We start from the raw sequence: 24,041 nt of genomic DNA, 5'->3' as shown, positions 1-24,041 counted from the left end.
CGATTTATATTATGCTAGCTTTTTTTTCTTCTTCAAGCCTTTTAAGTGCTTGTCTGTATTCTTCAGGGAATACTTTTATAAATTTAGGTAGACTTTCTTCCCAGTTTTCTAATAATCGCTGTGCTAATGGACTCATTGTGCAGTTGTAATGACATTCTATTAAGTCTTTAAGTTCTGCGATGTCTTTAGCTTCTTCTACAGGAAGTAAATTAAGAGCTTCTTTGTTGCAGTTTTTTTCAAACGTTTTATTAGGGTCGTAAGCATATGCAATACCACCACTCATTCCTGCGCCAAAGTTTCGTCCAACTTCACCTAGAATTACAGCAACGCCACCAGTCATATATTCGCAACCGTGATCACCAATGCCTTCTACAACTGTTTTTGCTCCTGAATTACGGACACAGAAACGCTCACCAGCTTTACCATTTATATATGCTCTACCAGCTGTAGCGCCGTATAGAGTAACGTTACCTGTAATAACATTGTCTTCTGGTATTATAGTAGCGCCTTCTGGGACTTTTATAACAAGCTTAGCTCCAGATAAACCTTTGCCTAAATAATCATTAGTGTTACCACTAACAGTCATAGTTAAGCCTCTTGTTGCAAAGGCACCAAAACTTTGACCAGCAGAACCAGTAAAGTTTAATCGTAAAGTGTTTATTGGTAATCCTTTTGCTCCGTAAGTCTTAGATATTTCGTTGCTAATGATGGCACCTACCGCTCTATCTGTATTTTTTATAGGGTAATCTAAAGTCAGTTTTTCTTTTCTAAATAAAGAAGGGTTTGCTTTTTCTATAATTTTAAATTCGATTGACTTATAAATGTCGTGCTCTTGTTTTTGAGTATTGTATAGTTTTGTGCCTGCAGGAACATCTACTTGGTGTAAAATAGGTGTAAGATCTATGCCTTCTGCTTTGTAATGTTGTATTGCTTTATTACGATCTAATTTTTGTACTTGACCAACCATTTCGTTTACTGTTCTAAAACCTAACTGTGCCATTATTTCTCTTAGTTCTTGAGCTATAAAGTACATGTAGTTCACAACGTGTTCTGGTTTTCCTTTAAATTTTTTACGTAACTCAGGATTCTGAGTAGCTATACCAACCGGACAGGTATTTAAATGGCAAACACGCATCATAATACAACCAGAAGCTACTAATGGTGCAGTGGCAAAGCCAAATTCTTCGGCACCAAGTAAACAGGCAATAGCTACATCACGACCAGTTTTTAACTGTCCGTCGCACTCTACAACAACTCTATTTCTAAGGTCGTTCATAACCAAAGTTTGTTGTGCCTCTGCAATACCAAGTTCCCAAGGTAAACCAGCGTGTTTTAAAGAGGTAAGTGGAGATGCTCCTGTGCCACCATCGTGTCCAGAAATTAATACAACATCTGCTTTTGCTTTTGCAACACCTGCTGCAACAGTACCAACACCAACTTCTGACACTAATTTTACGTTTATTCTTGCCTCTCTATTAGCAGATTTTAAATCGTATATTAATTGAGATAAATCTTCAATAGAATAAATATCATGGTGTGGAGGTGGCGAAATTAACCCTACGTAAGGAGTAGAGTTTCTTGTTTTTGCTATAGACGGATTAACTTTTGGTCCAGGCAATTGTCCGCCTTCACCAGGTTTAGCGCCTTGTGCCATTTTAATTTGTATCTCTTTTGCGCTTGCTAGATAGTTAGATGTAACACCAAACCTACCTGAAGCAACTTGTTTTATGGCACTATTTCTCCAGTCTCCAGTTTCGTTCTTATAAAAACGTTCTGCATCTTCACCGCCTTCACCAGAGTTACTTTTACCGCCAATACGGTTCATAGCTATAGCTAAGTTTTCGTGTGCTTCTTTACTAATAGAGCCGTAAGACATTGCGCCAGTTTTAAAACGCTTAACAATATCTGTCCAAGGTTCTACTTCATCAATAGGAATAGGATCGTAATTAGAAAACTCGAACAAACCTCTAATAGTCATTAAATGCTTAGATTGTTCGTTTATTAAACTAGAGTATTCTTTATATGTGTTTGGTTCGTTATTACGAACAGCTTTTTGAAGTTTAGCAATAGTCTCTGGGTTAAAAAGATGTTTTTCTCCGTCTCTGCGCCATCTGTAAGCACCACCCATTTCTAATTCTAAATTAGCAGCAACTTCTTTGCTGTTAAAAGCTTTTAAGTGTCTTTTTGCAATTTCTTTTTCAATTTGATATAAGCCAATACCTTGTATTCTTGTTGGTGTGTTAGGAAAATACTTGTCTACCACTTTTGTGTTTATCCCAATACATTCAAACAACTGCGAACCTCTGTAAGAATTTAAAGTAGAGATCCCTATTTTGTTCATCACCTTTAAAACTCCTTTACCAATACCTTTGTTGTAGTTTTTAATAGCTTCATCAAAAGTAATGTCTGTAATGTCGTTCTCTTGTATTTGCTCTGCAATAATTTCGTTTACTAAATATGGGTTTACTGCACTGGCACCATAACCAAATAATAATGCAAAATGATGTACTTCTCTAGGTTCTGCCGACTCTATAATTACACTAAGTTTAGATCTTTTTCCTAGTTTTTGAAGACCACTATTTACAAATGATAATGCAAGTAATGCAGGAATAGGGGCATCGTCTTTATTTACATTTCTATCTGATAAAATAATAATATTTGTACCGTTATCTATGGCTTTTGAAGCCTGATCAAGAATGGAGTCTAACGCTTCTTCTAAAGCGTTGTGTCCACGTGCTATCTTGTATAAAATAGAAATAGAGGTTACTTTGTAGTCTGGGCTAACATCGTAATTCTTTATTTTATCTAAATCTTCTTTAGATATTACAGGATTCTGAATCTTTAGTTTACGACAGTGTAATTCTGAAAAGTCAAAAATATTATGATCACTACCCAGAGTAAGACTAATATCTGTAATTAATTCTTCTCTAATACCATCTAAAGGCGGGTTTGTTACCTGTGCAAATAATTGCTTAAAGTAATTGTATATAAGTTGAGGTTTGTCTGATAAAACCGCTATTGGTGTATCAGACCCCATAGAGCCAAGAGGTTCCTTGGCAGTTTTACCCATTGGTAAAATAATGGTATTTATGTCTTCTAATGTATATCCAAAAAGTGACTTTCTTTTCTCTAAGGTTTCTTCACCTAAAAATAAAGGACAATCATTATAAGGTATGTCTTTTAAGTGCACTAAGTTTTTATCTAGCCATTTTTGATATGGTTTTAGTTGTGCAATTTTCTCTTTTATTTCTTCATCGTTAATAATACGGCCTTCTTCCATATTTACTAAAAACATTTTTCCTGGTTCTAAACGACCGTGAAATTGTATGTTGCTAGGTTCTATGTCTACAACACCAGTTTCAGAAGACATAATTACGTAACCATCTTTAGTAACAGAATATCTAGAAGGTCTTAAACCGTTACGGTCTAATACGGCTCCAATGTAGTTGCCATCTGTAAAAGGTACAGACGCTGGTCCGTCCCAAGGTTCCATCATACAAGAATTATACTCGTAAAAGGCTCTTTTTGCAGGCGACATATCTGGGTTTTTTTCCCAAGCTTCAGGAACCATAATCATCATAACTTCTGGTAAAGAACGACCAGTCATTAATAATAATTCTACAACCATATCCATAGTGGCAGAATCTGATTTCCCTGGTAATATTATAGGTAATATATTTTTTATTTCGTCTCCGAATAAATCACTTTTTAAAAGTTCTTCTCTAGAACGCATTCTAGAAACATTACCACGTAGCGTATTTATTTCTCCGTTATGACACATATATCTAAACGGTTGCGCTAAATCCCAAGTAGGAAAGGTGTTTGTAGAAAAACGTTGGTGTACCAATGCAAGTCTAGTTACTACCCTAGGATCCATTAAATCTTTAAAGTAAAATTTAATGTCTTGCGGCATTAAAAGGCCTTTGAAAATAATTATTTTGGTTGATAAACTTGGTACGTAGAAAAAACCACTTTCAGATAGTTTAGAGCTTAAAATGGTATGTTCTGTAACTTTACGAGCTATGTATAGTTTTAAGTTAAACGCTGCGTAATCTTGAGATGCATTTTCTTTAGCAATAAAAATTTGCTTTACAAAAGGCTCTGTTTCCATAGCTATACGTCCTGGAACATTTTTGTTTACAGGAGCATCTCTCCAACCTAATAAGTTTAAGCCTTGTTTTTTTATGTTTTCTTCAAAAGCAGAAATACAAAAGTTTCTCTGGTTCTCTTTCTGAGGTAAAAATATGTTTGCAACTGCATATTCTCCTGGTTCTGGTAAATCAAAATCACAAACAGCAGTAAAGTAGTCGTGTGGTATATCTATTAAAATACCTGCGCCATCTCCTGTTTTTCCATCAGAACTAACAGCACCACGGTGTTCTAATTTGTCTAGTATCTCTAAAGCTTTGTGTATAATGTCATTAGACTTTTTTCCTTTTAAGCTACAGATAAACCCAGCTCCACAATTATCATGTTCAAAATCCGGTAGGTATAACCCTTGTTTTTTCAGCTTCATAAATTATCACATTTACTCAAATGTATTACAAATGTTAAATTATGCTTAAAGAATTAGTAATAACTAAGAAATAAATTCATCATTTTCATGATAATGATAAATTAAGTGAAATTTTTCATTTTTAAGCCTAGCTAAATTGTGATATTCATAATTGCATTTTTTAGATTAATGCATAAAAAAAAGCTGCATACAAAAAGTATACAGCTTTAATAGTAACTATAAATTATAATAATTAATCTCTTAAAATACTTCTAGAGATTACAATTTTCTGAATTTCAGAAGTACCTTCATAAATCTGAGTAATTTTAGCATCTCTCATTAAACGCTCTACGTGATAGTCTTTTACAAAACCGTTACCACCGTGTACTTGTACTGCTTCTACAGAAACATCCATGGCAACTTTAGAGGCGTATAATTTTGCCATAGCACCAGATAAATCATAATTTTCGTGATTATCTTTATCCATTGCAGCTTTGTAAACTAACATTCTTGCAGCCTCTATAGAAGTGTGCATATCTGCTAATTTAAAAGCAATAGCTTGGTGGTTTGCGATCTCTGTGCCAAAAGCTTTTCTTTGTTTAGAGTATTTTAAAGCTAATTCGTAAGCTCCAGCAGCAATACCTAATGCTTGTGCAGCAATACCAATTCTTCCGCCAGAAAGTGTTTTCATAGCAAATTTAAAACCAAAACCGTCTTCGCCAATTCTATTTTCTTTAGGTACTTTTACATCATTAAAAATTAAAGAATGTGTATCACTACCTCTAATTCCTAATTTATTTTCTTTAGGGCCAATTTCAAAACCTTCTGCGCCTTTTTCTACAATAAGAGCATTAATTCCTTTGTGACCTTTTTCTACGTCTGTTTGTGCAATTACAAGGTAATAATCTGCAGAACTACCATTAGTAATCCAGTTTTTTGTACCGTTTAAGATATAGTGATCTCCTTTATCTATAGCTGTTGTTTTTTGTGATGTTGCATCACTACCAGCTTCAGGTTCAGACAAACAAAAAGCACCAATGCTTTCACCTGTTGTTAAACGTGTTAAGTATTTTAGTTTTTGTTCTTCGTTACCAAAAGTTTCTAATCCCCAACAAACAAGAGAATTGTTTACGGAAACAATTACAGAACAAGAGGCATCTACTTTAGAAAGCTCTTCCATAACTAGAACATAAGAAAGTGTGTCTAGGCCACTTCCGCCATATTTAGGGTCTACCATCATTCCTAAAAACCCTAATTCGCCCATTTTTTTAACTTCTTCTTTAGGAAACCTCTGGGCATCGTCTCTTTCAATTACTTCTGGCAATAATTCATTTTGAGCAAAATCTCTTGCTGCTTGCTGAATCATTAATTGTTCTTCTGTTAACTTAAAGTCCATCTTGTTGCGATAATGTTAATTTATGTATGCAAATATAGGTTTATATTGTGATATATTCAACAGCATATGGTTCTCTTTCTCTATCATTTACAACCGTTCAACGTAAAATTAATGAAAAATTAATCATTCTATGACTGTTAAAAGTTTAAAAATGCCGCAATATTTTTATATTTGTTGAATTGAATTTTTATTAATTGATTTAATATTAAAATTATGAGACAGCAGTAACTCCCGTTTGGGAGGGATATTTTTAACAACAATAGCGATGCGAAAATAATGTTACATAATTTATAATCAATTTAAAATGAAAGATTTACTACAAAAATACGAAGATAAGCAACCTGAAATAATTTTTAACTGGAAAGATTCTGAAACTGAGGCCGAAGGGTGGACAGTTATAAATTCTTTACGTGGTGGTGCTGCCGGTGGTGGTACAAGAATGCGTAAAGGTTTAGATATGAACGAGGTTCTTTCTCTTGCAAAAACAATGGAAGTTAAGTTTACAGTTTCTGGACCAGCAATTGGTGGTGCAAAATCTGGAATAAATTTTGATCCAAACGATCCTAGAAAAAAAGGAGTTTTAAAACGTTGGTATAATGCAGTTGCTCCATTATTAAAGAGTTACTATGGTACTGGTGGAGATTTAAATGTTGATGAAATACATGAAGTAATTCCTATCACTGAAGACGCAGGAGTTTGGCATCCGCAAGAAGGTGTTTTTAACGGGCACTTTAAACCTACAGAGGCAGATAAGATTAACCGTATTGGTCAGTTGCGCTTAGGGGTTATCAAAGTAATAGAAAGTAAGTACTCGCCATCTGTAGAGCGGAAGTATACAGTTGCAGATATGATCACTGGTTTTGGTGTTGCAGAAGCAGCTAAACATTTTTATGATATTTACGGTGGTACTATAGAAGGTAAACGTGCAATTGTACAAGGATTTGGTAATGTTGGTGCAGCAGCAGCATATTACTTAAGTCAAATGGGAGTAAAAATAGTTGGTATTATAGATCGTGATGGTGGTGTAATAAATAAAGAGGGTTTTTCTTTTGATGAAATAAAAGAATTTTACCTTAATAAAAACGGAAATACGCTTGTTGCAGAGAATATGATTCCGTTTGCAGAAATAAATGATCAAATTTGGGGATTAGAAGCAGAAATATTCGCACCTTGTGCAGCTTCTAGATTAATTACCAAAGAACAAATAACACGGTTAATAGATACAGGTTTAGAAGTTATTACTTGTGGCGCTAATGTACCATTTGCAGATAAAGAAATTTTCTTTGGTCCAATAATGGAGTATACAGATGAACGAGTAAGTTTAATTCCAGATTTTATATCTAACTGTGGTATGGCAAGAGTATTTGCATACTTTATGGAAAGAAGAGTAGAAATGAATGACGAGTTGGTTTTTCAAGATACATCAGAAACTATAAAAAAGGCAATGCAAAATGTGTTTAAAAACAACGCATCTAAAAAAGAATTAAGCAAAACTGCTTTTGAGATAGCATTAAAACAATTAATATAAACTAAACTAAGAGGAAGAAGAATGGAGACCATTATAATTATTATTTTTTTTGTTGGTTATTTGGCAATAACCTTAGAGCATAATCTAAAAATAGATAAGTTAATACCTGCGCTTGCAATGATGGCATTGCTATGGGCGGTAATAGCGTTAGCTCATATGCCTGTTTTTGAAGTAGATGCTGCTTTGCGAGAATTAGCACCTTCACACGTAGATGAAATTTTACTACATCATCTAGGTAAAACGGCAGAAATATTGGTCTTTTTATTAGGGGCAATGACCATTGTAGAAATCATAGATTACTTTAATGGGTTTGCAACAATTAAAGGATTTATTAAAACAAAGAAGAAGAGTAAACTTTTATGGTTGTTCTCCATTCTTGCTTTCATCTTATCAGCAATTATAGATAACTTAACAGCTACGATTGTATTAATAACAATTTTACAAAAAGTAATTAGAGACAGAGAAACACGTTTGTGGTTTGCTGGTATGGTTATTATTGCAGCAAACGCTGGTGGTGCTTGGTCTCCTATTGGTGATGTTACAACAACAATGCTTTGGATTGCACATAAAGTATCTGCTGCACAATTAGTAGAGCACGTATTTATACCTTCAGTATTATGTATGGTTATACCAACATTTATTGCAAGTAAGTTTAAAGCGTTTAAAGGTAATATAGAGGATATTGAAGAGGCAGAAGAAGAAAAGAAATCTAAGTTTGGATCAACAATGTTGTACTTAGGTTTAGGAGCTATTGTTTTTGTTCCTTTCTTTAAAACAATTACACATTTACCTCCTTACGTAGGTATGATGTTGTCTTTAGCAGTAGTAGCTGCTTTTGCAGAAATATACAGTAACTCTAAATTTAGTATCTCTAATGTAGATGGTGAAAGTGAAGCAGCATCGCATCACAGTCCAGTACACCACTCATTGTCTAAAATTGAATTACCAAGTATTTTGTTCTTTTTAGGGATATTATTGGCTGTTGCAGCATTAGAATCTTTAGGTATGTTATTCCATTTTGCAGAAGGTCTTAATTCTGCTATACCAAATTCTGATATCGTAGTTATGTTATTAGGTGCTGGTTCTGCAGTAATAGATAACGTTCCGTTGGTAGCAGCAAGTATAGGTATGTTCCCTCAAGGTATGGATGATCCTTTATGGCATTTTATTGCATATTCTGCTGGTACAGGCGGTAGTATGTTAATAATTGGTTCTGCGGCAGGTGTTGTTGCAATGGGTATGGAAAAAATTGACTTTTTCTGGTATCTTAAAAAAATTAGTTGGTTAGCATTAATAGGATTTTTAGCGGGTGCAGGGTCTTTTATTTTAATTAGAGATTTTATACTAAACGCATAATTTTATTTGCAAAATAACGTTATAAGAGCAACTTAAATACTGGAAAATATATGTTATTGTTTCAAGATGCTGCTAATGAGGTAGTAATGGGAGAAAGTGTATCCGAAGAAAAAACACTATCTGTAATAGATTTAATTGTAGATGGTGGTGCAGGAAGCATTATTATCATAGGAATTTTAGGAATTCTATTATTTGTTGCTCTATATATTTATTTTGAAAGAGTCTTTGCAATTAAGGCAGCTTCTAAGATTGATAAAAATTTTATGAATCAGATTAAAGACCATATAACAAATGGAAAGCTAGATGCTGCTCGTATGTTGTGTGCGCAAACAGATTCTCCAGTAGCAAGATTAACAGAAAAAGGTATCTCTAGAATTGGCAAACCTCTAGACGATATTAATACAGCTATAGAAAATGCTGGTACATTAGAAGTCTACAAGTTAGAAAAAAATGTAAGTGTTTTAGCTACGGTTGCAGGTGCTGCGCCAATGATTGGTTTCTTAGGAACCGTAATTGGTATGATTTTGGCATTCCATGAAATGGCATCCGCAGGCGGACAAGCAGAAATGGGTTCTTTAGCATCTGGTATTTATACTGCAATGACAACTACAGTAGCTGGTTTAGTAGTAGGTATTATTGCTTATATTGGTTACAACCACCTTGTAAATAGAACAGGTAAAGTTGTACACGCAATGGAAGCTAATGCGGTTGACTTTTTGGATTTATTAAACGAACCACTTTAAATTTCTATAGATGAAATTAAAAGGGAGAAATAAAGTAAGTCCAGACTTTAGTATGTCATCAATGACAGACATTGTGTTTTTACTGTTGGTATTTTTTATGCTAACATCAAATGCACCAAATGCGCTAGATTTGTTACTGCCAAAGGCAAAAGGGAAATCGACCAATACACAAAATGTATCTGTAAGTATTAATAAAAACTTAGAGTATTTTGTGAACAATGAAAAAATTAACGGGAAGTACATAGAAATTGAATTAAAGAAAGCACTAGAAGGTCAAGAAAAGCCAACAATTATTTTAAGAGCAGAGGAGACAGTACCTGTTAAGGAAGCAGTAAATGTTATGGATATTGCCAATAAAAATAATTACAAGGTTATACTAGCTGTGCGAGCTAAATAATGTCGTTCTTAAATACAAAACACAAGAAGAAATCTTTTACATTAACAACATTGTTGTTTAGTGCACTCTTGTTATTGCTTTTTTATATAGGTCTTACTTACATGGATCCTGTAGAAGAAAAAGGTATTGCAGTTAATTTTGGGCAGATGGATTTTGGTAAAGGAGATGTTCAGCCAAAAGAAAAAATAAAATCTGAGCCTATAAAGACCGTAAAAGAAGTTGTAGAAGAACAGCAAGAAGAAGTAAAACCTGTTACAGAACCAGAAGTTAATGTATCTGCAGAAGAAAAAGCAGCAGCAGCAGAAAAACTGGTTACTCAAGAGAATGAGGAATCTATTCTAATAAAACAAAAACAAGAAGCAAAACGTAAAGCAGATGCCGCAGCTAAAAAGGCTAAAGCAGATGCAGAGCGTAAAGAGCAACAACGTGTAGCTGCAGAAAAAGCAGAAGCGGAACGTAAAAGAAAAGCAGAACAGGCCAAAAGAGATAAGGTAGATAATCTTTTTGGTGGTCTAGCAAAATCTGACGGTACTGCGAAAGGTGGAGAAGGAGATGATAATAAAGCAGGGGATAAAGGTAATCCTCAAGGAGATCCTTATGCTACTAGTTATTACGGTTCTCCTGGATCTGGAAGTGGTGGTTCTGGTTACGGACTTTCTGGAAGAAAACTACTTGCCAAAGGTAAGGTAAAGCAAGAATGTAATGAAGAGGGTAGGGTTGTTGTTAAGATTGTTGTAGATCGTAATGGTAAGGTGCTTTCTGCTACGCCAGGTGTAAAAGGTACTACCAATAACCATCCTTGTTTATTAAAACCTGCAGAGGCTACAGCCCGTTTGCATAAATGGAATTTAGATGCTAACGCACCTAGTAAGCAAGTAGGTTTTGTTGTTGTAAACTTCAAATTAGGAGAGTAATTATCTAAAATTACTTTAATTTTACCTCTTTTATATTCAATTTAATAATATTTAATGACATATAGCCAAACGTTAGATTGGATGTTTGCTCAACTTCCAATATACCAAAACAAAGGAAAATCTGCGTTTAATGGTAAATTAGATAACATAAAGTTATTTTCTAAAGCTTTAGGATCTCCAGAAGAAAAGTTTAAAAGTATACATGTAGCTGGCACCAATGGCAAAGGCTCTAGTAGTCATATGTTAGCTTCTATTTTACAAGAGGCAGGCTATAAAGTTGGCTTATACACATCTCCTCATTTAAAAGATTTTAGGGAACGTATTAGAATTAATGGAGAGATGATATCTAAGAAAGATGTTGTTAGCTTTATAGAGGATAATAAGCAGTTCTTTAATGATCATAAATTGTCTTTTTTTGAGATGACTGTAGCAATGGCTTTTGAACACTTTGCCATTGAACAAGTAGATATTGCTATTATAGAAGTAGGTTTAGGCGGAAGATTAGATTCAACTAACATTATTACTCCAGAAGTATCTTTAATTACAAATATAGGTCTAGATCACACAGATTTATTAGGAGATACTATAGCCAAAATTGCTGTAGAAAAAGCTGGTGTTATAAAAGAAGCCATTCCTGTTGTTGTTAGTGAGTCTCAAGAAGAAACAACTTCTATATTTAAAGCAATAGCAAAAGAAAAGAACGCTAGTATTGTTTTTGCAGATTCAGTTTTTATAAAAGAATATAAAACATCGTTGCTAGGAAATTATCAGCAAAAAAACATAAAAGGTGCTGTTAGTGCTTTGCAGCAGCTTAAAGGTTTTGTTGTAGAAGATAATGCTATAGTAAATGGGTTATTAAATGTGGTAGAAAATACCGGATTAATGGGTAGGTGGCAGCTTTTACAAGAGCAACCTAGGGTAATTTGTGACACTGCGCATAATAAAGAAGGCTTAAGTTTAACTATGAAACAGTTAAATGTACAAAAATACAAGTCGCTTTTTATTGTGTTAGGAGTTGTTAAGGATAAGAATTTGGATGCCATTTTACCTCTTTTTCCGAAAAATGCAAATTATTTTTTCTGTTCTCCAAAAATAGAAAGAGGGTTAGATGCAGCCTTGTTACAGCAACGTGCAAGTAAGTTTTCATTAAAGGGAGATGTCTATTTATCTGTAAAAGAAGCACTTGAAAAATCAAAATCTTTAGCGCAAAAAGAAGACTTAATTTACGTTGGTGGCAGTACTTTTGTTGTTGCTGAAATAATTTGATTTTTTTTCATTTTATATTTGCGAGAAACGAAAAACAGTTATATATTTGCACTCGCAATACGGAAAACAAATTTCTAAATTGTAAATGAGGGCTCTTAGCTCAGTTGGTTCAGAGCACCTGCCTTACAAGCAGGGGGTCACTGGTTCGAATCCAGTAGGGCCCACAGTAACGAAAAGCTTCCGATTTTATCGGGAGCTTTTTTGTTTTCTACTATTTTGTAAGTAAAATACAGTAAGCTGTATTTTTAAACAACACTTCGGTTTCTTAAAGAATTTAAAAATAAATTAGCTTATGAGCTATTGTTTTTACTATGTTTTGTATTTTAAGTTAAAATTTATTAATTTAATAAAATTACCGTTAAACGTGCGAAATTACTATAATTGAGCTGTTCTTCATTTTCCTTTTTTCTACCTTTACGTTATATTAACTTAAAACTAAATATTTTGAAACAAAGAGTAATATTATTAGTCGGTATTTTAATTGGTACTATGTCTTATGCTCAATTTGAAATTTCGGCAGGTACTGGATATGCTATTGGAAGCGCTGAGATGAAATTAGGAACAGAAACTACAACAACAAGTGTAGAAAACACATATGGTAGTTATGGTGAGGGTGTTAACTTTCAGCTTAGAGGAACTTATTTTTTTAATGAAAAAGTTGGTTTAGACTTAGGTGTTGGTTACTTAAATGGTGCAGATCATACAATAAACAAAACAACTGTACCTGGAGTAGATGTAGATGCAATTGCTAGAGGTAGAGCTTTTGGTGCAACTGTAGCTGTAGCTTATAAGTTTACAGATAACTTTTATGGTCGTGCAGGTGCATTGTTAAAAATTGCAGGTAAAACAGAAGCAGTAGTGTCTAGTAGTACATTATTATCTGAAGACGAGAGAGCCCCATATGGTCTTCCTGAAGGTTCTTATTCAGAAACGAATTATATTGAAGATTATCACGGTAAGTTTCCATTAGGTTTTGTTGGTGCCTTAGGGTATAAGTTTCCTATAGATAATAACTTTAGTATTTACGTAGAAGCAGAATATTACGGTATTAGTTTAAAACGTAAAGATTCTGAATTACAAGAGTTTAATACTAACTTATTTACCCCAGATGGTAATATGGTTGCAGAAAGTGTTTATACTTTAGATAACTTGCCTCCAGGTTTTGTTAAAAAAACCAACTATGTAGATGAGTTAAGAAATGACAATACAGATACATCTAAAAAATTATCACAAAAAGTACCATATTCTTCTTTTGGTATTAATGTAGGTGTAACATATAAGTTTAAAAAGGCTGCTAAAAAGCAATAATATTTATAGGAATTAAATATCCTAAAAAGTAAAGCCTACTAAAAATGCGAAAAACATTTTAGTAGGCTTTTTTATTTTCTATAATTATTTTAATGGTATTATAGTTGTAAATAATTTTGAATTAGTGTTAAATTTTTGTCAATTTATTAGTTATTGTTTGCTTAGTAGTTAGTTAATTATACCTTAGTAAGCTTATTGTCTTCAGAACAGTGTTTGGGTTCTTAGTAGTAATAAGGCTCATTTGTTTTTATTGATAATATTAAAATTAAGTCTTTAGTTTGATTTTGTTTTACGTCTAGAACACTTAAATGGGTGTTAGTCTAAAAATTATCAAATTATACAAAAAGACTTTTAATCTTTGATTTAAATAACCCCAATATAAATTGAAAGAGCATGTTGAAAAGTAAGATTGATAAAGCCACAGGTTTTGAAAAACGATTTGAAAACATAAATACCGTTGTTTTTGAAAATTCAAATACTGCATCTAAAGCCGTTGCAAATGAGATTGCTGATTTAATTAGAGAAAAACAAAAGGAAAACAAACCCTGTATTTTAGGTTTAGCTACCGGTTCTACACCAAAAGGTTTGTATGCAGAATTAGTAAGATTGCATAAAGAAGAAAATCTAAGTTTTAAAAATGTAATTACATTTAATTTAGATGAGTACTACCCAATGGAGCCAGATTCTATTCATAGTTACGTTAGGTTTATGAAAGAATTACTGTTAGACCAAGTAGATATTCTTCCAGAAAATTACCATATTCCAGATGGTACATTAACAAAATCACAAATTTCTAAGTATTGTAATGACTATGAAGCTAAAATTGAAGCTTTAGGTGGTTTAGATTTACAAATTTTAGGTATTGGAGGTAATGGTCATATTGGTTTTAACGAATCCGGATCACTACAAAACTCTAAAACAAGATTAGTTGCTTTAGATCATATCACAAGAGTTGCTGCTAGTAAAGATTTTGGTAGTTTAAGTAACACGCCAAGAACAGCAATTACACTTGGGGTAAAAAAAATAATGGAGGCCAAGCGAGTTGTTTTAATGGCTTGGGGAGAAGGTAAATCTAATATTGTATCACAATCGGTAGAAGGCGAGGTTACTAATAAAGTACCTGCATCTTTTTTACAAGAACATAACAATGTAGTTTTTGTTTTAGATACGGAAGCTGCCTCTAAATTAACTAGGATAGATACACCTTGGTTGGTAGAGAAAGTAGAATGGACAGATAAATTAATACGTAAAGCAGTATTAGGTTTAGCATTGCGCTTAAATAAACCTGTTTTAATGCTTACAGATGCAGATTATATAGAAAACGGTATGAGTGATCTATTGGCAGATTCTGGACCGGCTTACGATATAAACATTAAAATATTTAATAAGTTACAAAGTACAATTACAGGTTGGCCTGGTGGTAAGCCTAATGCAGATGATAGCAATAGACCAGAGCGCGCTGAGCCAGAGAAAAAACGTGTTCTAATTTTTAGCCCGCACCCAGATGATGATATTATTAGTATGGGGGGTACTTTTAAAAGATTAGTAGAGCAAGGTCATGATGTACACGTTGCATACCAAACATCTGGTAATATTGCTGTTGCAGATGATGAGGCTTTACGTTTTGCTAGTTTTGTGTGCGATTATAACGAGAAGTTCGCTATTAAGAGTGATGAAGCATTAGATATATATGCCAAAGCAGCTAAGTTTTTAGCTAATAAAAAAGCTAGCGAAGTAGATATTGAAGAGGTACGTTACATAAAAGGTTTAATAAGAAAAGGTGAAGCAAGAGCTACTAGTCATTTTGTAGGTTTAGATGATCATCATATTCATTTCATGAACCTTCCTTTCTATGAAACAGGAACTATAGAAAAGAATCCATATGGTGAAGAAGATATACAACTTACAATGGATTTAATAGGACAAATAAAACCACATCAAATATATGCAGCCGGAGATTTGGCAGATCCACACGGTACACACAAGGTTTGCTTAGATGCTATTTTTGAGTCAGTAAAAAGATTAAAATCTGAATCTTATATGGATAACTGTTGGGTTTGGTTGTATAGAGGTGCTTGGCAAGAATGGGGAATAGATGAAATTGAGATGGCAGTACCAATGGGACCAGATCAAGTCTTAGAAAAAAGGCGTGGTATTTTTAAACATCAATCTCAAAAAGACGGCGTAGTTTTTCAAGGAGCAGATAGCCGCGAATTTTGGCAAAGAGCAGAAGATCGTAATAAAGAAACTGCAGATATTTATGATGAATTAGGAATGGCTCGTTATGCAGCTATGGAGGCATTTGTTAGATGGCGTTTTTAATTAAAAAATACTAATTATATAAAAAAAAGCGAAAGATATATCTTTCGCTTTTTTTTTATAGCTAATGGTTAGCTGGGTAAAACCAATAACGGTATTTTAGTATGGTGATCTGCGCCTAATAAAACGGGTTCCTGTATTATATCTTCTAAATAACTACGGTTATTATATACCAAAGCTAAAGTGTCTATACTATAATCTTTAGTAAACCTACTTAGTATTTCAGACTTATTTGCGTAAGATGGTAGTATGTGTAACTTAATAGTAACTGGCTGTAAATAGTTTTGCAATATTTTTAAGTTTGATTTCTGAAAATCATCTAATATATTATTTGCTTTTAAATGAAGAATATGTACAGTGCAATTGTACATTTTTGTTATAAATAGTAAAGCTTCTAGAGCTTCTTGTCCTAAACTTCTTTTTAAGTCTGTTGCTAATACAATTTGTTTTGGTTTGCAATATGTATAGTTATTTGGTATTGCTAACACAGGGCACTCTTTTATGGCGTTTATAATACGCATTGTATTTGCGCCAATAAAAACACGCTCAAAGTTTGTTATTCCTTTTGTACCAGAAACTACAAAATCTATTTTTTCAGTTTTAATAATATCAACAACTTCGTGTGTTAATAAGTCAAAGGAAGAAATAGTTTTATAACTGTGTTTAGGATTTTTATGATGAAGAGAAATATAAATTAAAGTATTTTTAAGTCCCTTTTTAGAGTCGGTCTCTGCGCATTTTTCTGCTACTTCTGTTGTAGTTGCCATAAACCTGCTGTGTGGTATGGCAGGTGTATAAGTATTTAATATGTAGAATGTAGTTGCTTCGTTTTTAAACAATTCAAGTGCATAAGAAATTGCATTATATGCATTTTCTGAAAAATCAGTAGGCAAAAGAATATTTTTCATTACACTATTATTTAATATCTAATAATGTAAAAGTAGCAGTAGTGGTATCTTTAAACTATGACATTTATCATTTAATAAAAAAGAAGGAAGTTTTCTACAAACCACTAATAACGGTTTCTAATTTTGGAATACTTAAAATACGTACTTTTTTACCAGAAGTCTCTATTATTCCTTTTTTCTTAAATTCAGATATAATTCTAATTGTAGATTCTGTAGCTGTGCCTACAACGTTACTCATATCTTCTCTACTAAGACTTAGGTTTAAAAAACCAACCTCATCTTCTCCAAAGTTATCTTTAAGGTAAATAAAAGCTTCTGCAATACGTTGTTTTACTGTTTTCTGAGAGATATTTACAATAACATCATCTGCATCTCTTAGGTCTTTTGCCATATGGCGCAATACCTCTACAGCAAAATTAGGGTTGGTGTTTAAAGTGTGTAGAATACTTTCTTTAGGGATAAAACAAACGTCCATATCTTTAATAGCAATTGCACTTAAGTTTGCAGATTCTTCTGCAATAACAGAGCGTTGGCCTAATATTTCTCCTTTAGAAGCAAGTTTTATTATTTGGTCTTTTCCGTTAGAACTCAGTTTGGATAGTTTAGATACACCATCTCTAACGCAAAAAACACCATCTAATCTATCTCCTTCTTCAAAAATTGCATCGCCCTTTTTAAAAGTCTTAGAAACCTTGGTGTCCGAGACCTTTTTTAACTCTTCCTTGCTCATAGCTCGCAAAGAGTTAAATTGACGAATAATACAATTTTCACATCTACTCATAGTGTTTTTTTTACCTGATACAACAAATTTACAGCTTCTACGATAACCGAAACCTGACAATTGTCATATTTTTAAATACTTCTATCACGGACCTTTGTTTTTAGCTTAACTTGCTTATAAATGAATAAAGAAAAATGTTTTCATTGCGGAGATGACTGTGATATAGTACCAATTGTGTTTAAAGATAAACATTTTTGTTGCAATGGATGCAAAACAGTCTTTGAGATTTTTGAGTCCAATGATTTGTCATACTATTATGATTTGCAATCTGCTGCTGGTGCTACGCCAAACGAGGTAGAAGGCAAATATAATTTCTTAGATACTCCAGAAATTTTAGACAAACTTATAGAGTTTAATGAAAAAAAACATCAAATAGTTAATCTATATATTCCGCATATACATTGTAGTTCTTGTATTTGGGTTTTAGAAAACCTAAATAAATTACAAAAAGCAGTAAGTAGTTCGCAAGTAGATTTTCCTAAGAAAATGGTACGTATAGCGTATAATCCAGAGAAGTTAACGCTAAAGCAATTGGTTGTTTTGTTAGCTAAAATTGGGTACGAGCCTTATATTTCTTTAGACGATTATGATAAAGGAAAAAAGAGTGTAGATCGTGGTCTTATTTATAAGTTGGGAGTTGCAGGTTTTGCTTTTGGTAATGTTATGTTTTTATCTTTTCCAGAGTATTTTGAAGTTCAGGAATTTTGGTTAGATCAGTATAAAAATATATTTAGATGGTTAATGTTTGCTTTCTCTTTGCCTGTGGTATTTTATTCGGCTCAAGATTATTTAATATCAGCATATAAAAGTATTGCTTCTAAAATTTTAAATATTGACGTTCCAATAGCATTGGGTGTTTTGGTTCTTTTTGTACGTAGTACTTTAGAGATTGTTTTTGATTGGGGAACCGGTTTTTTTGATAGTCTTACTGGTTTGATTTTCTTTTTGTTGTTAGGTAAATTTTTTCAACAAAAAACATATTCATTTTTATCTTTTGAGCGCGATTATAAATCATACTTTCCAATTGCTGTAACAAGAATTATTGCAGGCGGAAAAGAAGAAACAGTACAGGTTTACGATATAAAACAAGGAGACAGACTTTTAATTAGAAATGAAGAGTTAATACCCGTAGATGGTATTGTTTTAAAAGGTAAAGCAAGAATAGATTATAGTTTTGTAACGGGTGAGTCTGAAGCAGTAGAAAAGGTCTCTGGCGATAAAATTTTAGCAGGAGGAAAGCAGTTACAAGGAGCCATAGAAATGGAAGCATTAAAATCTGTATCTCAGAGTTACTTAACGCAACTTTGGGGTAATTCTGTTTTTTCTATAGATAAGACTAGCAAGTTCCAAACCATAACAGATAAAATTAGTCAACGTTTTACTATAGCAGTTTTAACAATTGCTTTTGTGTCTACTTTTATTTGGATGTTTGTAGATAGTAGTAAGGCTATGAATGTCTTTACGGCTGTGTTAATAATTGCTTGTCCGTGTGCAATTGCTTTAGCAGCACCTTTTACTTTGGGTAATATGTTACGCATTTTTGGACGTAAAAAATTCTATTTAAAAAATACACAAACTATAGAGCAGTTAGCACAATTAACTACTGCTATTTTTGATAAAACTGGGACCTTAACTACGGCTCAAAAAAGCACAGCTACTTATGAAGGTCTTACTTTAAATAAGGAAGAAGAATCTCTTTTAAAAAATACATTGCGAGCCTCTAACCACCCTTTAAGTAGAACTTTATATAGTTTGTTAGCAGAACAAGATATTTTAACATTAGATGAGTATGAAGAGCATTTAGGAAAAGGAATTGTTGGGGTTTTAGATCATAATAATATTAAAGTAGGATCTGCAAGTTTTGTTGGTAATGCAAGTATTATTAATCAAGAAAACACTGCTGTTTATGTTAGTAGTAACGACACTTATAAAGGCAGATTTGTTTTTTCTAACGAATATAGAGAAGGTGTTTCTAAATTATTTTCAGAAATGCAAACTACAATGGATTTGGGAATTCTTTCTGGTGATAATGAAGGAGAGAAAGAACGTTTAGAAGCTTTGTTACCTAAAAATACTCCGTTATATTTTAATCAGAAACCAGAAGATAAATTAGGCTTTATACAGAGTTTACAGCATCAGGGAAAAAAAGTACTTATGGTTGGCGATGGTTTAAATGATGCAGGAGCTTTAGCACAGAGTGATGTTGGTATTGCAATATCTGAAAATGTAAATGTGTTTTCACCTGCTTGTGATGGTATTTTAGATGCATCTAAATTTAAACAACTACATCAATATATAAAAGCATCTAAAAGTGCAATGAAGATTATAAAACTAAGCTTTGGTTTTTCTTTACTGTATAATTTAGTAGGACTGTATTTTGCTACAACTGGACAATTAATGCCAGTTATTGCAGCTATTTTAATGCCTTTAAGTTCTATAAGTATTGTGTTATTTACAACAATAGCTACAAATTTAGTAGGTAAGAAATTGGTATAATAATTTCAGCTATTAAAATTAATAAAAAGAGCAACTCTATAATTAGAGTTGCTCTTTTTTAGCTAAATGTAAAAAGGTTAGTTATTTGTATAGCTAAAAAAATGAGGTTTAAAAGTTATCATTGCCCAAGCCCAATTGTTGACTTTAGATGCGTCTCCGCTTTTTATAACCTCCATAGTATCGGTAGCAAACATTTGCGAGTAACCAGCGTTAAACGTAATGCTTTTAGATGCCTTGTAACCTAATGTAAGATCTATTTCTGTTCCTAAATAGTTGTCTTGTTCTATATTATTAATAGCAATAAGTTCTTTTTTTAGTTCGTCTAAATTTGTGTTGCTTTTTTTACAAGTTTTTCTAGTGTAATGCCACCACCGCAGCAAAAATCTATGCCGTGCTTTTTAAATATATCTGCAGTCTTAATGACTAGCTGCTAGTATTAAGAAAGCAAAGAGAATACACAGGATTTTTAGATTTGGTAAATAATTCTTGATTTGAATTTTTATAATAAACTGTTTTAAATGAAGGGGTTGTTATTGCAAGCAAAGATCAACGTGATAAATTGTTTAAAGTATGATATATATCATATATTGTAAAAGTGAACATTATTATTTTTGTAATATAAATTCAGGTAGGTATGAGTGTAATTTATGTGTTGCTGTCTATAAGTATTATAGTGGCGCTGTTTTTCTTTGTAGCATTTATAGTTTCGGTAAGGAGTGGTCAGTATGACGATTCTTATACACCGTCTGTACGTATGCTTTTTGAAGATGAACTAGTAACAGAGAGCTCTAAGACTCAGGAAAGTAAAAAAATCGAACAAACTAAGATGAATTAAATTATGGAAGTACAACAGTTTTATTACGATAACAAGATCGTAAAGAAATTTCTCTATGCTACAATATTTTGGGGTATTGTAGGTATGTCAGTAGGTCTACTTTTAGCCTTTATGTTTCTTTTTCCAAATATAACCGATGGTATTTCATGGTTAAGTTTTGGAAGGCTAAGACCGTTACACACAAATGCAGTAATTTTTGCCTTTGTTGGTAATGCAATTTTTGCGGGTGTTTATTACTCTACACAACGCTTGTTAAAAGCAAGAATGTTTAGTGATGGACTAAGTAAATTTAACTTTTGGGGCTGGCAAGCTATAATTGTAGCGGCAGCAATTACCCTACCATTAGGGTACAGTACATCTAAAGAATACGCAGAACTAGAATGGCCAATAGATATTGCTATTGCTGTAGTTTGGGTAGCCTTTGGTTGGAATCTTATTGGTACAATGTTACGCAGAAGACAAAGACATTTATACGTGGCAATTTGGTTTTACCTAGCAACATTTGTAACTGTAGCTGTATTACATATTTTTAATAGCTTAGAATTACCAGTAAGCGGTTTAAAAAGTTACTCTGTTTACGCGGGTGTACAAGATGCCTTAGTGCAGTGGTGGTATGGGCACAATGCAGTTGCATTTTTCTTAACTACACCATTTTTGGGTTTAATGTATTATTTTGTGCCTAAAGCGGCAAATAGACCAGTATACTCTTATAGACTATCTATAGTACACTTTTGGTCTTTAATTTTTATATATATCTGGGCAGGACCACACCACTTGTTGTATACTGCTTTACCAGGTTGGGCTCAAAATTTAGGAGTAGCGTTCTCCATTATGTTACTTGCTCCTTCATGGGGTGGTATGATAAACGGACTTTTAACCTTGCGTGGGGCTTGGGATAAAGTACGTACAGATCCTACTCTTAAATTTATGGTAGTAGCTATTACTGGTTACGGTATGGCAACTTTTGAAGGTCCTTTACTTTCTTTAAAAAACGTAAATGCCATAGCTCACTTTAGTGACTGGATTATTGCTCACGTACACGTTGGTGCATTAGCCTGGAACGGATTTTTAACTTTTGGTATGATCTACTGGATGGTGCCTAAAATGTTTAAAACAAAATTACACTCTATTGGTTTGGCAAATGCTCACTTTTGGATTGGTACTTTAGGTATAATTCTTTATACGTTACCAATGTATGTGGCAGGATTTACACAAGCTTTAATGTGGGAAGATTTTAACCCAGATGGTACATTAGTTTATGGTAACTTTTTAGAAACTGTAAAAGAAATTATACCAATGTACTGGATGCGTGCAATAGGTGGTAGTATGTACATTGTTGGTGCATTTATAATGTTATACAATGTCTTTAGAACTATACGTTCTGGACAAAAAGTTGAAGATGAATTGGCAGAAGCAGCTCCGCTTACTAGAGTTTCTAAAAAGAGAACAAAAGGAGAAACATACCACTCTTGGTTAGAGCGTAAGCCAGTACAATTAACAATATTAGCCACAGTAGCTATTTTAATTGGTGGTATAGTGCAGATTGTACCAACTATTTTAGTGAAATCTAATATACCAACTATTACAAGTGTAAAACCATATACACCTTTAGAATTAGAAGGTAGAGATTTATACATAAGAGAAGGTTGTGTTGGTTGTCACTCTCAAATGGTACGTCCGTTTAGAGGAGAGGTAGAGCGTTATGGCGAATATGCTAAAGCAGGTGAATTTGTGTACGATCATCCATTTTTATGGGGCAGTAAGCGTACAGGTCCAGATTTACTAAGAGTAGGTGGTAAATACTCAGACAACTGGCATTTAAACCATATGTACGATCCGCAAAGCACGTCTTCTGGTTCTATTATGCCAGCATACCAATGGCTAGTTCGCGATGAACATGACAGAAGTAATATTAAAGCTAAAATGGAAGCAATGGTAACTTTAGGGGTGCCATATACAGAAGAAGATATTGCTAATGCAGAACAATCTATGGATGTACAAGCAACCAAAATAGAGAAGAATTTATATACAGATCCAGATTTTGCAAAAAACTACGAGGCAGATAAACAATATGCCAAAGAAAACGGAGAACCTTTTGTAGAAATGAGAGATAGAGAAATAGTATCTCTAATAGCTTACTTACAACGTTTAGGTACAGATATTAAAATAAAAAACGTAGAAGAAACAACCACTAAAAATTAATTATATGCTAAAGTTTATAAAAGGCCATATGGAGAGCATGGAGGGTATAGCAACTTACCCTATGATATCGCTACTTATATTTTTTGTGTTCTTCGCCATACTTTTTTGGTGGGTGCTTACAGCAACAAAAGAACATATTAATGAGGTAAGCCATATTCCTCTAGAAGATGATGATACAACCAACCTAACAAAAGAATAATACTATGAAAAATATGACACCATGGTGGATAAGGATCCCCGTAGTTTTCTTCATCGTTTTTGGATTGATGGAGTACTTTGTAGACTCTGGTGATAAACCCGCATTTATTGCTTATCCAATAGTTTCAGGTTTCTTAGTTCTTGTTTTACTAATACTAATTGCTACCGAGCTTATTGTTAGGTCTATTGAAAATGTAATGTTTCAGACTCTACCAGAAGAAGCAAAGCAAAAGTATTTAGAAGATGACTCTAAGAAGTTTGAGTGGAAATGGGGTAAAAGAGTTTATTCTAAATTATTAGGTTCTAAATCTATAGAAGAAGAGCACGAAATTATCTTAGATCATAATTATGATGGTATACAAGAATTGGATAACAATTTACCACCTTGGTGGGTATACCTTTTCTATGCAGGAATTATTTTTGCCGTTGTTTATTTGGCAAGGTTCCATGTGTTTAATGACTATGACCAAATATTAGAGTACGAGCAAGAAGTTGCAGCTGCTAAAATAGAGATAGAAGAGTATAAAAAAACAGCTAAAGGTTTGGTAGATGTTAATACTGTTGAGGTTTTAACAGATGCAGCAGATATTAAAGCTGGTAAAAAAATATATTCAACTAGTTGTGTGGCTTGCCATATTGCAGATGGTGGTGGAGGTATTGGTCCTAACCTAACAGATGAGTATTGGCTTTTAGGTGGTGGTATTAAAAATGTTTTTAACACCATATCAGAAGGTGGTAGAGACGGTAAAGGTATGGTTGCTTGGAAACAAATACTTAAGCCTTTAGAACGTGCACAAGTAGCAAGTTATGTGTTAACCCTACAGGGTACAACACCAGCTGCTCCAAAAGAACCGCAAGGAGAAATTTGGACACCAGAAGAAGAGAGTAAATAAATAATA

General features: G+C 33.3%; 18 protein-coding genes and 1 tRNA gene. 14 read left to right on the top strand and 5 right to left on the bottom strand.

The features are described from left to right. Nucleotides 1-4: 4 nt before the first annotated feature. Nucleotides 5-4,516 carry a glutamate synthase large subunit gene (gene gltB, locus BT107_RS08225; protein WP_072303307.1) on the bottom strand — a complete coding sequence of 1,504 codons (4,512 nt, stop codon included), beginning with the start codon at nucleotides 4,514-4,516 and terminating at the stop codon, nucleotides 5-7. A 232-nt stretch (nucleotides 4,517-4,748) separates the two neighbouring features. Then, a complete protein-coding gene (locus BT107_RS08220; protein ID WP_072303306.1) occupies nucleotides 4,749-5,891 on the bottom strand; it encodes an acyl-CoA dehydrogenase in 1,143 nt (380 codons plus the stop codon). A 304-nt stretch (nucleotides 5,892-6,195) separates the two neighbouring features. Here BT107_RS08220 and BT107_RS08215 point away from each other — a divergent pair, with 304 nt between their 5' ends. The 9 genes from BT107_RS08215 to nagB all read left to right on the top strand — a co-directional run bounded on the left by BT107_RS08215 (nucleotide 6,196) and on the right by nagB (nucleotide 15,725). Beyond that, nucleotides 6,196-7,419 carry a Glu/Leu/Phe/Val dehydrogenase dimerization domain-containing protein gene (locus tag BT107_RS08215; RefSeq protein ID WP_072303305.1) on the top strand — a complete coding sequence of 408 codons (1,224 nt, stop codon included), beginning with the start codon at nucleotides 6,196-6,198 and terminating at the stop codon, nucleotides 7,417-7,419. Nucleotides 7,420-7,440: 21 nt separating this feature from the next. Continuing rightward, nucleotides 7,441-8,775 carry a sodium:proton antiporter NhaD gene (gene nhaD, locus BT107_RS08210; RefSeq protein ID WP_072303304.1) on the top strand — a complete coding sequence of 445 codons (1,335 nt, stop codon included), beginning with the start codon at nucleotides 7,441-7,443 and terminating at the stop codon, nucleotides 8,773-8,775. Nucleotides 8,776-8,825: 50 nt separating this feature from the next. Next, on the top strand, nucleotides 8,826-9,518 hold the full coding sequence (locus BT107_RS08205) for a MotA/TolQ/ExbB proton channel family protein (protein WP_072303303.1): 693 nt from the start codon (nucleotides 8,826-8,828) through the stop codon (nucleotides 9,516-9,518). Nucleotides 9,519-9,528: 10 nt separating this feature from the next. Continuing rightward, nucleotides 9,529-9,915: an ExbD/TolR family protein gene (locus tag BT107_RS08200; RefSeq protein WP_034642970.1), complete on the top strand. Its 387-nt coding sequence runs from the start codon at nucleotides 9,529-9,531 to the stop codon at nucleotides 9,913-9,915. Then, nucleotides 9,915-10,829, top strand: a complete 915-nt coding sequence (locus BT107_RS08195; protein ID WP_072303302.1) for an energy transducer TonB — start codon at nucleotides 9,915-9,917, stop codon at nucleotides 10,827-10,829. Before BT107_RS08200 ends, BT107_RS08195 begins: the two co-directional genes overlap by 1 nt. Before the next feature lie 54 nt (nucleotides 10,830-10,883). Beyond that, the gene (locus tag BT107_RS08190) at nucleotides 10,884-12,095 is read left to right on the top strand and encodes a bifunctional folylpolyglutamate synthase/dihydrofolate synthase (protein WP_072303301.1); all 1,212 of its coding nucleotides are present in this window, start codon (nucleotides 10,884-10,886) and stop codon (nucleotides 12,093-12,095) included. Nucleotides 12,096-12,184: 89 nt separating this feature from the next. Beyond that, a tRNA-Val gene (locus BT107_RS08185) sits at nucleotides 12,185-12,259 on the top strand. 280 nt (nucleotides 12,260-12,539) lie between these two features. After that, a complete protein-coding gene (locus tag BT107_RS08180; protein WP_072303300.1) occupies nucleotides 12,540-13,403 on the top strand; it encodes an outer membrane beta-barrel protein in 864 nt (287 codons plus the stop codon). A 393-nt stretch (nucleotides 13,404-13,796) separates the two neighbouring features. Then, nucleotides 13,797-15,725: a glucosamine-6-phosphate deaminase gene (gene nagB, locus BT107_RS08175; RefSeq protein WP_072303299.1), complete on the top strand. Its 1,929-nt coding sequence runs from the start codon at nucleotides 13,797-13,799 to the stop codon at nucleotides 15,723-15,725. Nucleotides 15,726-15,793: 68 nt separating this feature from the next. Here the strand turns inward: nagB and BT107_RS08170 are convergent, their stop codons facing one another. After that, the gene (locus BT107_RS08170; protein ID WP_072303298.1) at nucleotides 15,794-16,630 is read right to left on the bottom strand and encodes a universal stress protein; all 837 of its coding nucleotides are present in this window, start codon (nucleotides 16,628-16,630) and stop codon (nucleotides 15,794-15,796) included. A gap of 94 nt (nucleotides 16,631-16,724) precedes the next feature. Continuing rightward, nucleotides 16,725-17,411, bottom strand: coding sequence for a Crp/Fnr family transcriptional regulator (locus BT107_RS08165; protein ID WP_072303297.1), 687 nt, complete (start codon nucleotides 17,409-17,411; stop codon nucleotides 16,725-16,727). Nucleotides 17,412-17,531: 120 nt separating this feature from the next. Between BT107_RS08165 and BT107_RS08160 the strand changes: the two genes are divergently transcribed. Beyond that, on the top strand, nucleotides 17,532-19,907 hold the full coding sequence (locus tag BT107_RS08160) for a heavy metal translocating P-type ATPase (protein ID WP_072303296.1): 2,376 nt from the start codon (nucleotides 17,532-17,534) through the stop codon (nucleotides 19,905-19,907). Between the two features lie 322 nt (nucleotides 19,908-20,229). On the opposite strand, the gene BT107_RS17680 is transcribed toward BT107_RS08160, so the two are convergent. After that, nucleotides 20,230-20,295, bottom strand: coding sequence for a hypothetical protein (locus BT107_RS17680; protein ID WP_244543116.1), 66 nt, complete (start codon nucleotides 20,293-20,295; stop codon nucleotides 20,230-20,232). A 246-nt stretch (nucleotides 20,296-20,541) separates the two neighbouring features. Between BT107_RS17680 and ccoS the strand changes: the two genes are divergently transcribed. Genes ccoS through BT107_RS08130 form a run of 4 tightly spaced genes read left to right on the top strand, consistent with a single transcriptional unit; the run spans nucleotide 20,542 to nucleotide 24,035 of the window. Continuing rightward, on the top strand, nucleotides 20,542-20,742 hold the full coding sequence (gene ccoS / locus BT107_RS08145; RefSeq protein ID WP_072303295.1) for a cbb3-type cytochrome oxidase assembly protein CcoS: 201 nt from the start codon (nucleotides 20,542-20,544) through the stop codon (nucleotides 20,740-20,742). Between the two features lie 3 nt (nucleotides 20,743-20,745). Beyond that, the gene (gene ccoN, locus BT107_RS08140) at nucleotides 20,746-22,944 is read left to right on the top strand and encodes a cytochrome-c oxidase, cbb3-type subunit I (RefSeq protein WP_072303294.1); all 2,199 of its coding nucleotides are present in this window, start codon (nucleotides 20,746-20,748) and stop codon (nucleotides 22,942-22,944) included. A gap of 4 nt (nucleotides 22,945-22,948) precedes the next feature. Further along, on the top strand, nucleotides 22,949-23,143 hold the full coding sequence (locus tag BT107_RS08135; RefSeq protein ID WP_072303293.1) for a cytochrome C oxidase subunit IV: 195 nt from the start codon (nucleotides 22,949-22,951) through the stop codon (nucleotides 23,141-23,143). A 4-nt stretch (nucleotides 23,144-23,147) separates the two neighbouring features. Next, nucleotides 23,148-24,035: a cbb3-type cytochrome c oxidase N-terminal domain-containing protein gene (locus BT107_RS08130; RefSeq protein WP_072303292.1), complete on the top strand. Its 888-nt coding sequence runs from the start codon at nucleotides 23,148-23,150 to the stop codon at nucleotides 24,033-24,035. Nucleotides 24,036-24,041 lie beyond the last annotated feature (6 nt).

It is taken from the genome of Cellulophaga fucicola (assembly GCF_900119145.1).
GTDB classification, from domain to species: Bacteria; Bacteroidota; Bacteroidia; order Flavobacteriales; family Flavobacteriaceae; genus Cellulophaga; species Cellulophaga fucicola.
This window is presented reverse-complemented; position numbering and strand designations above follow the sequence as displayed.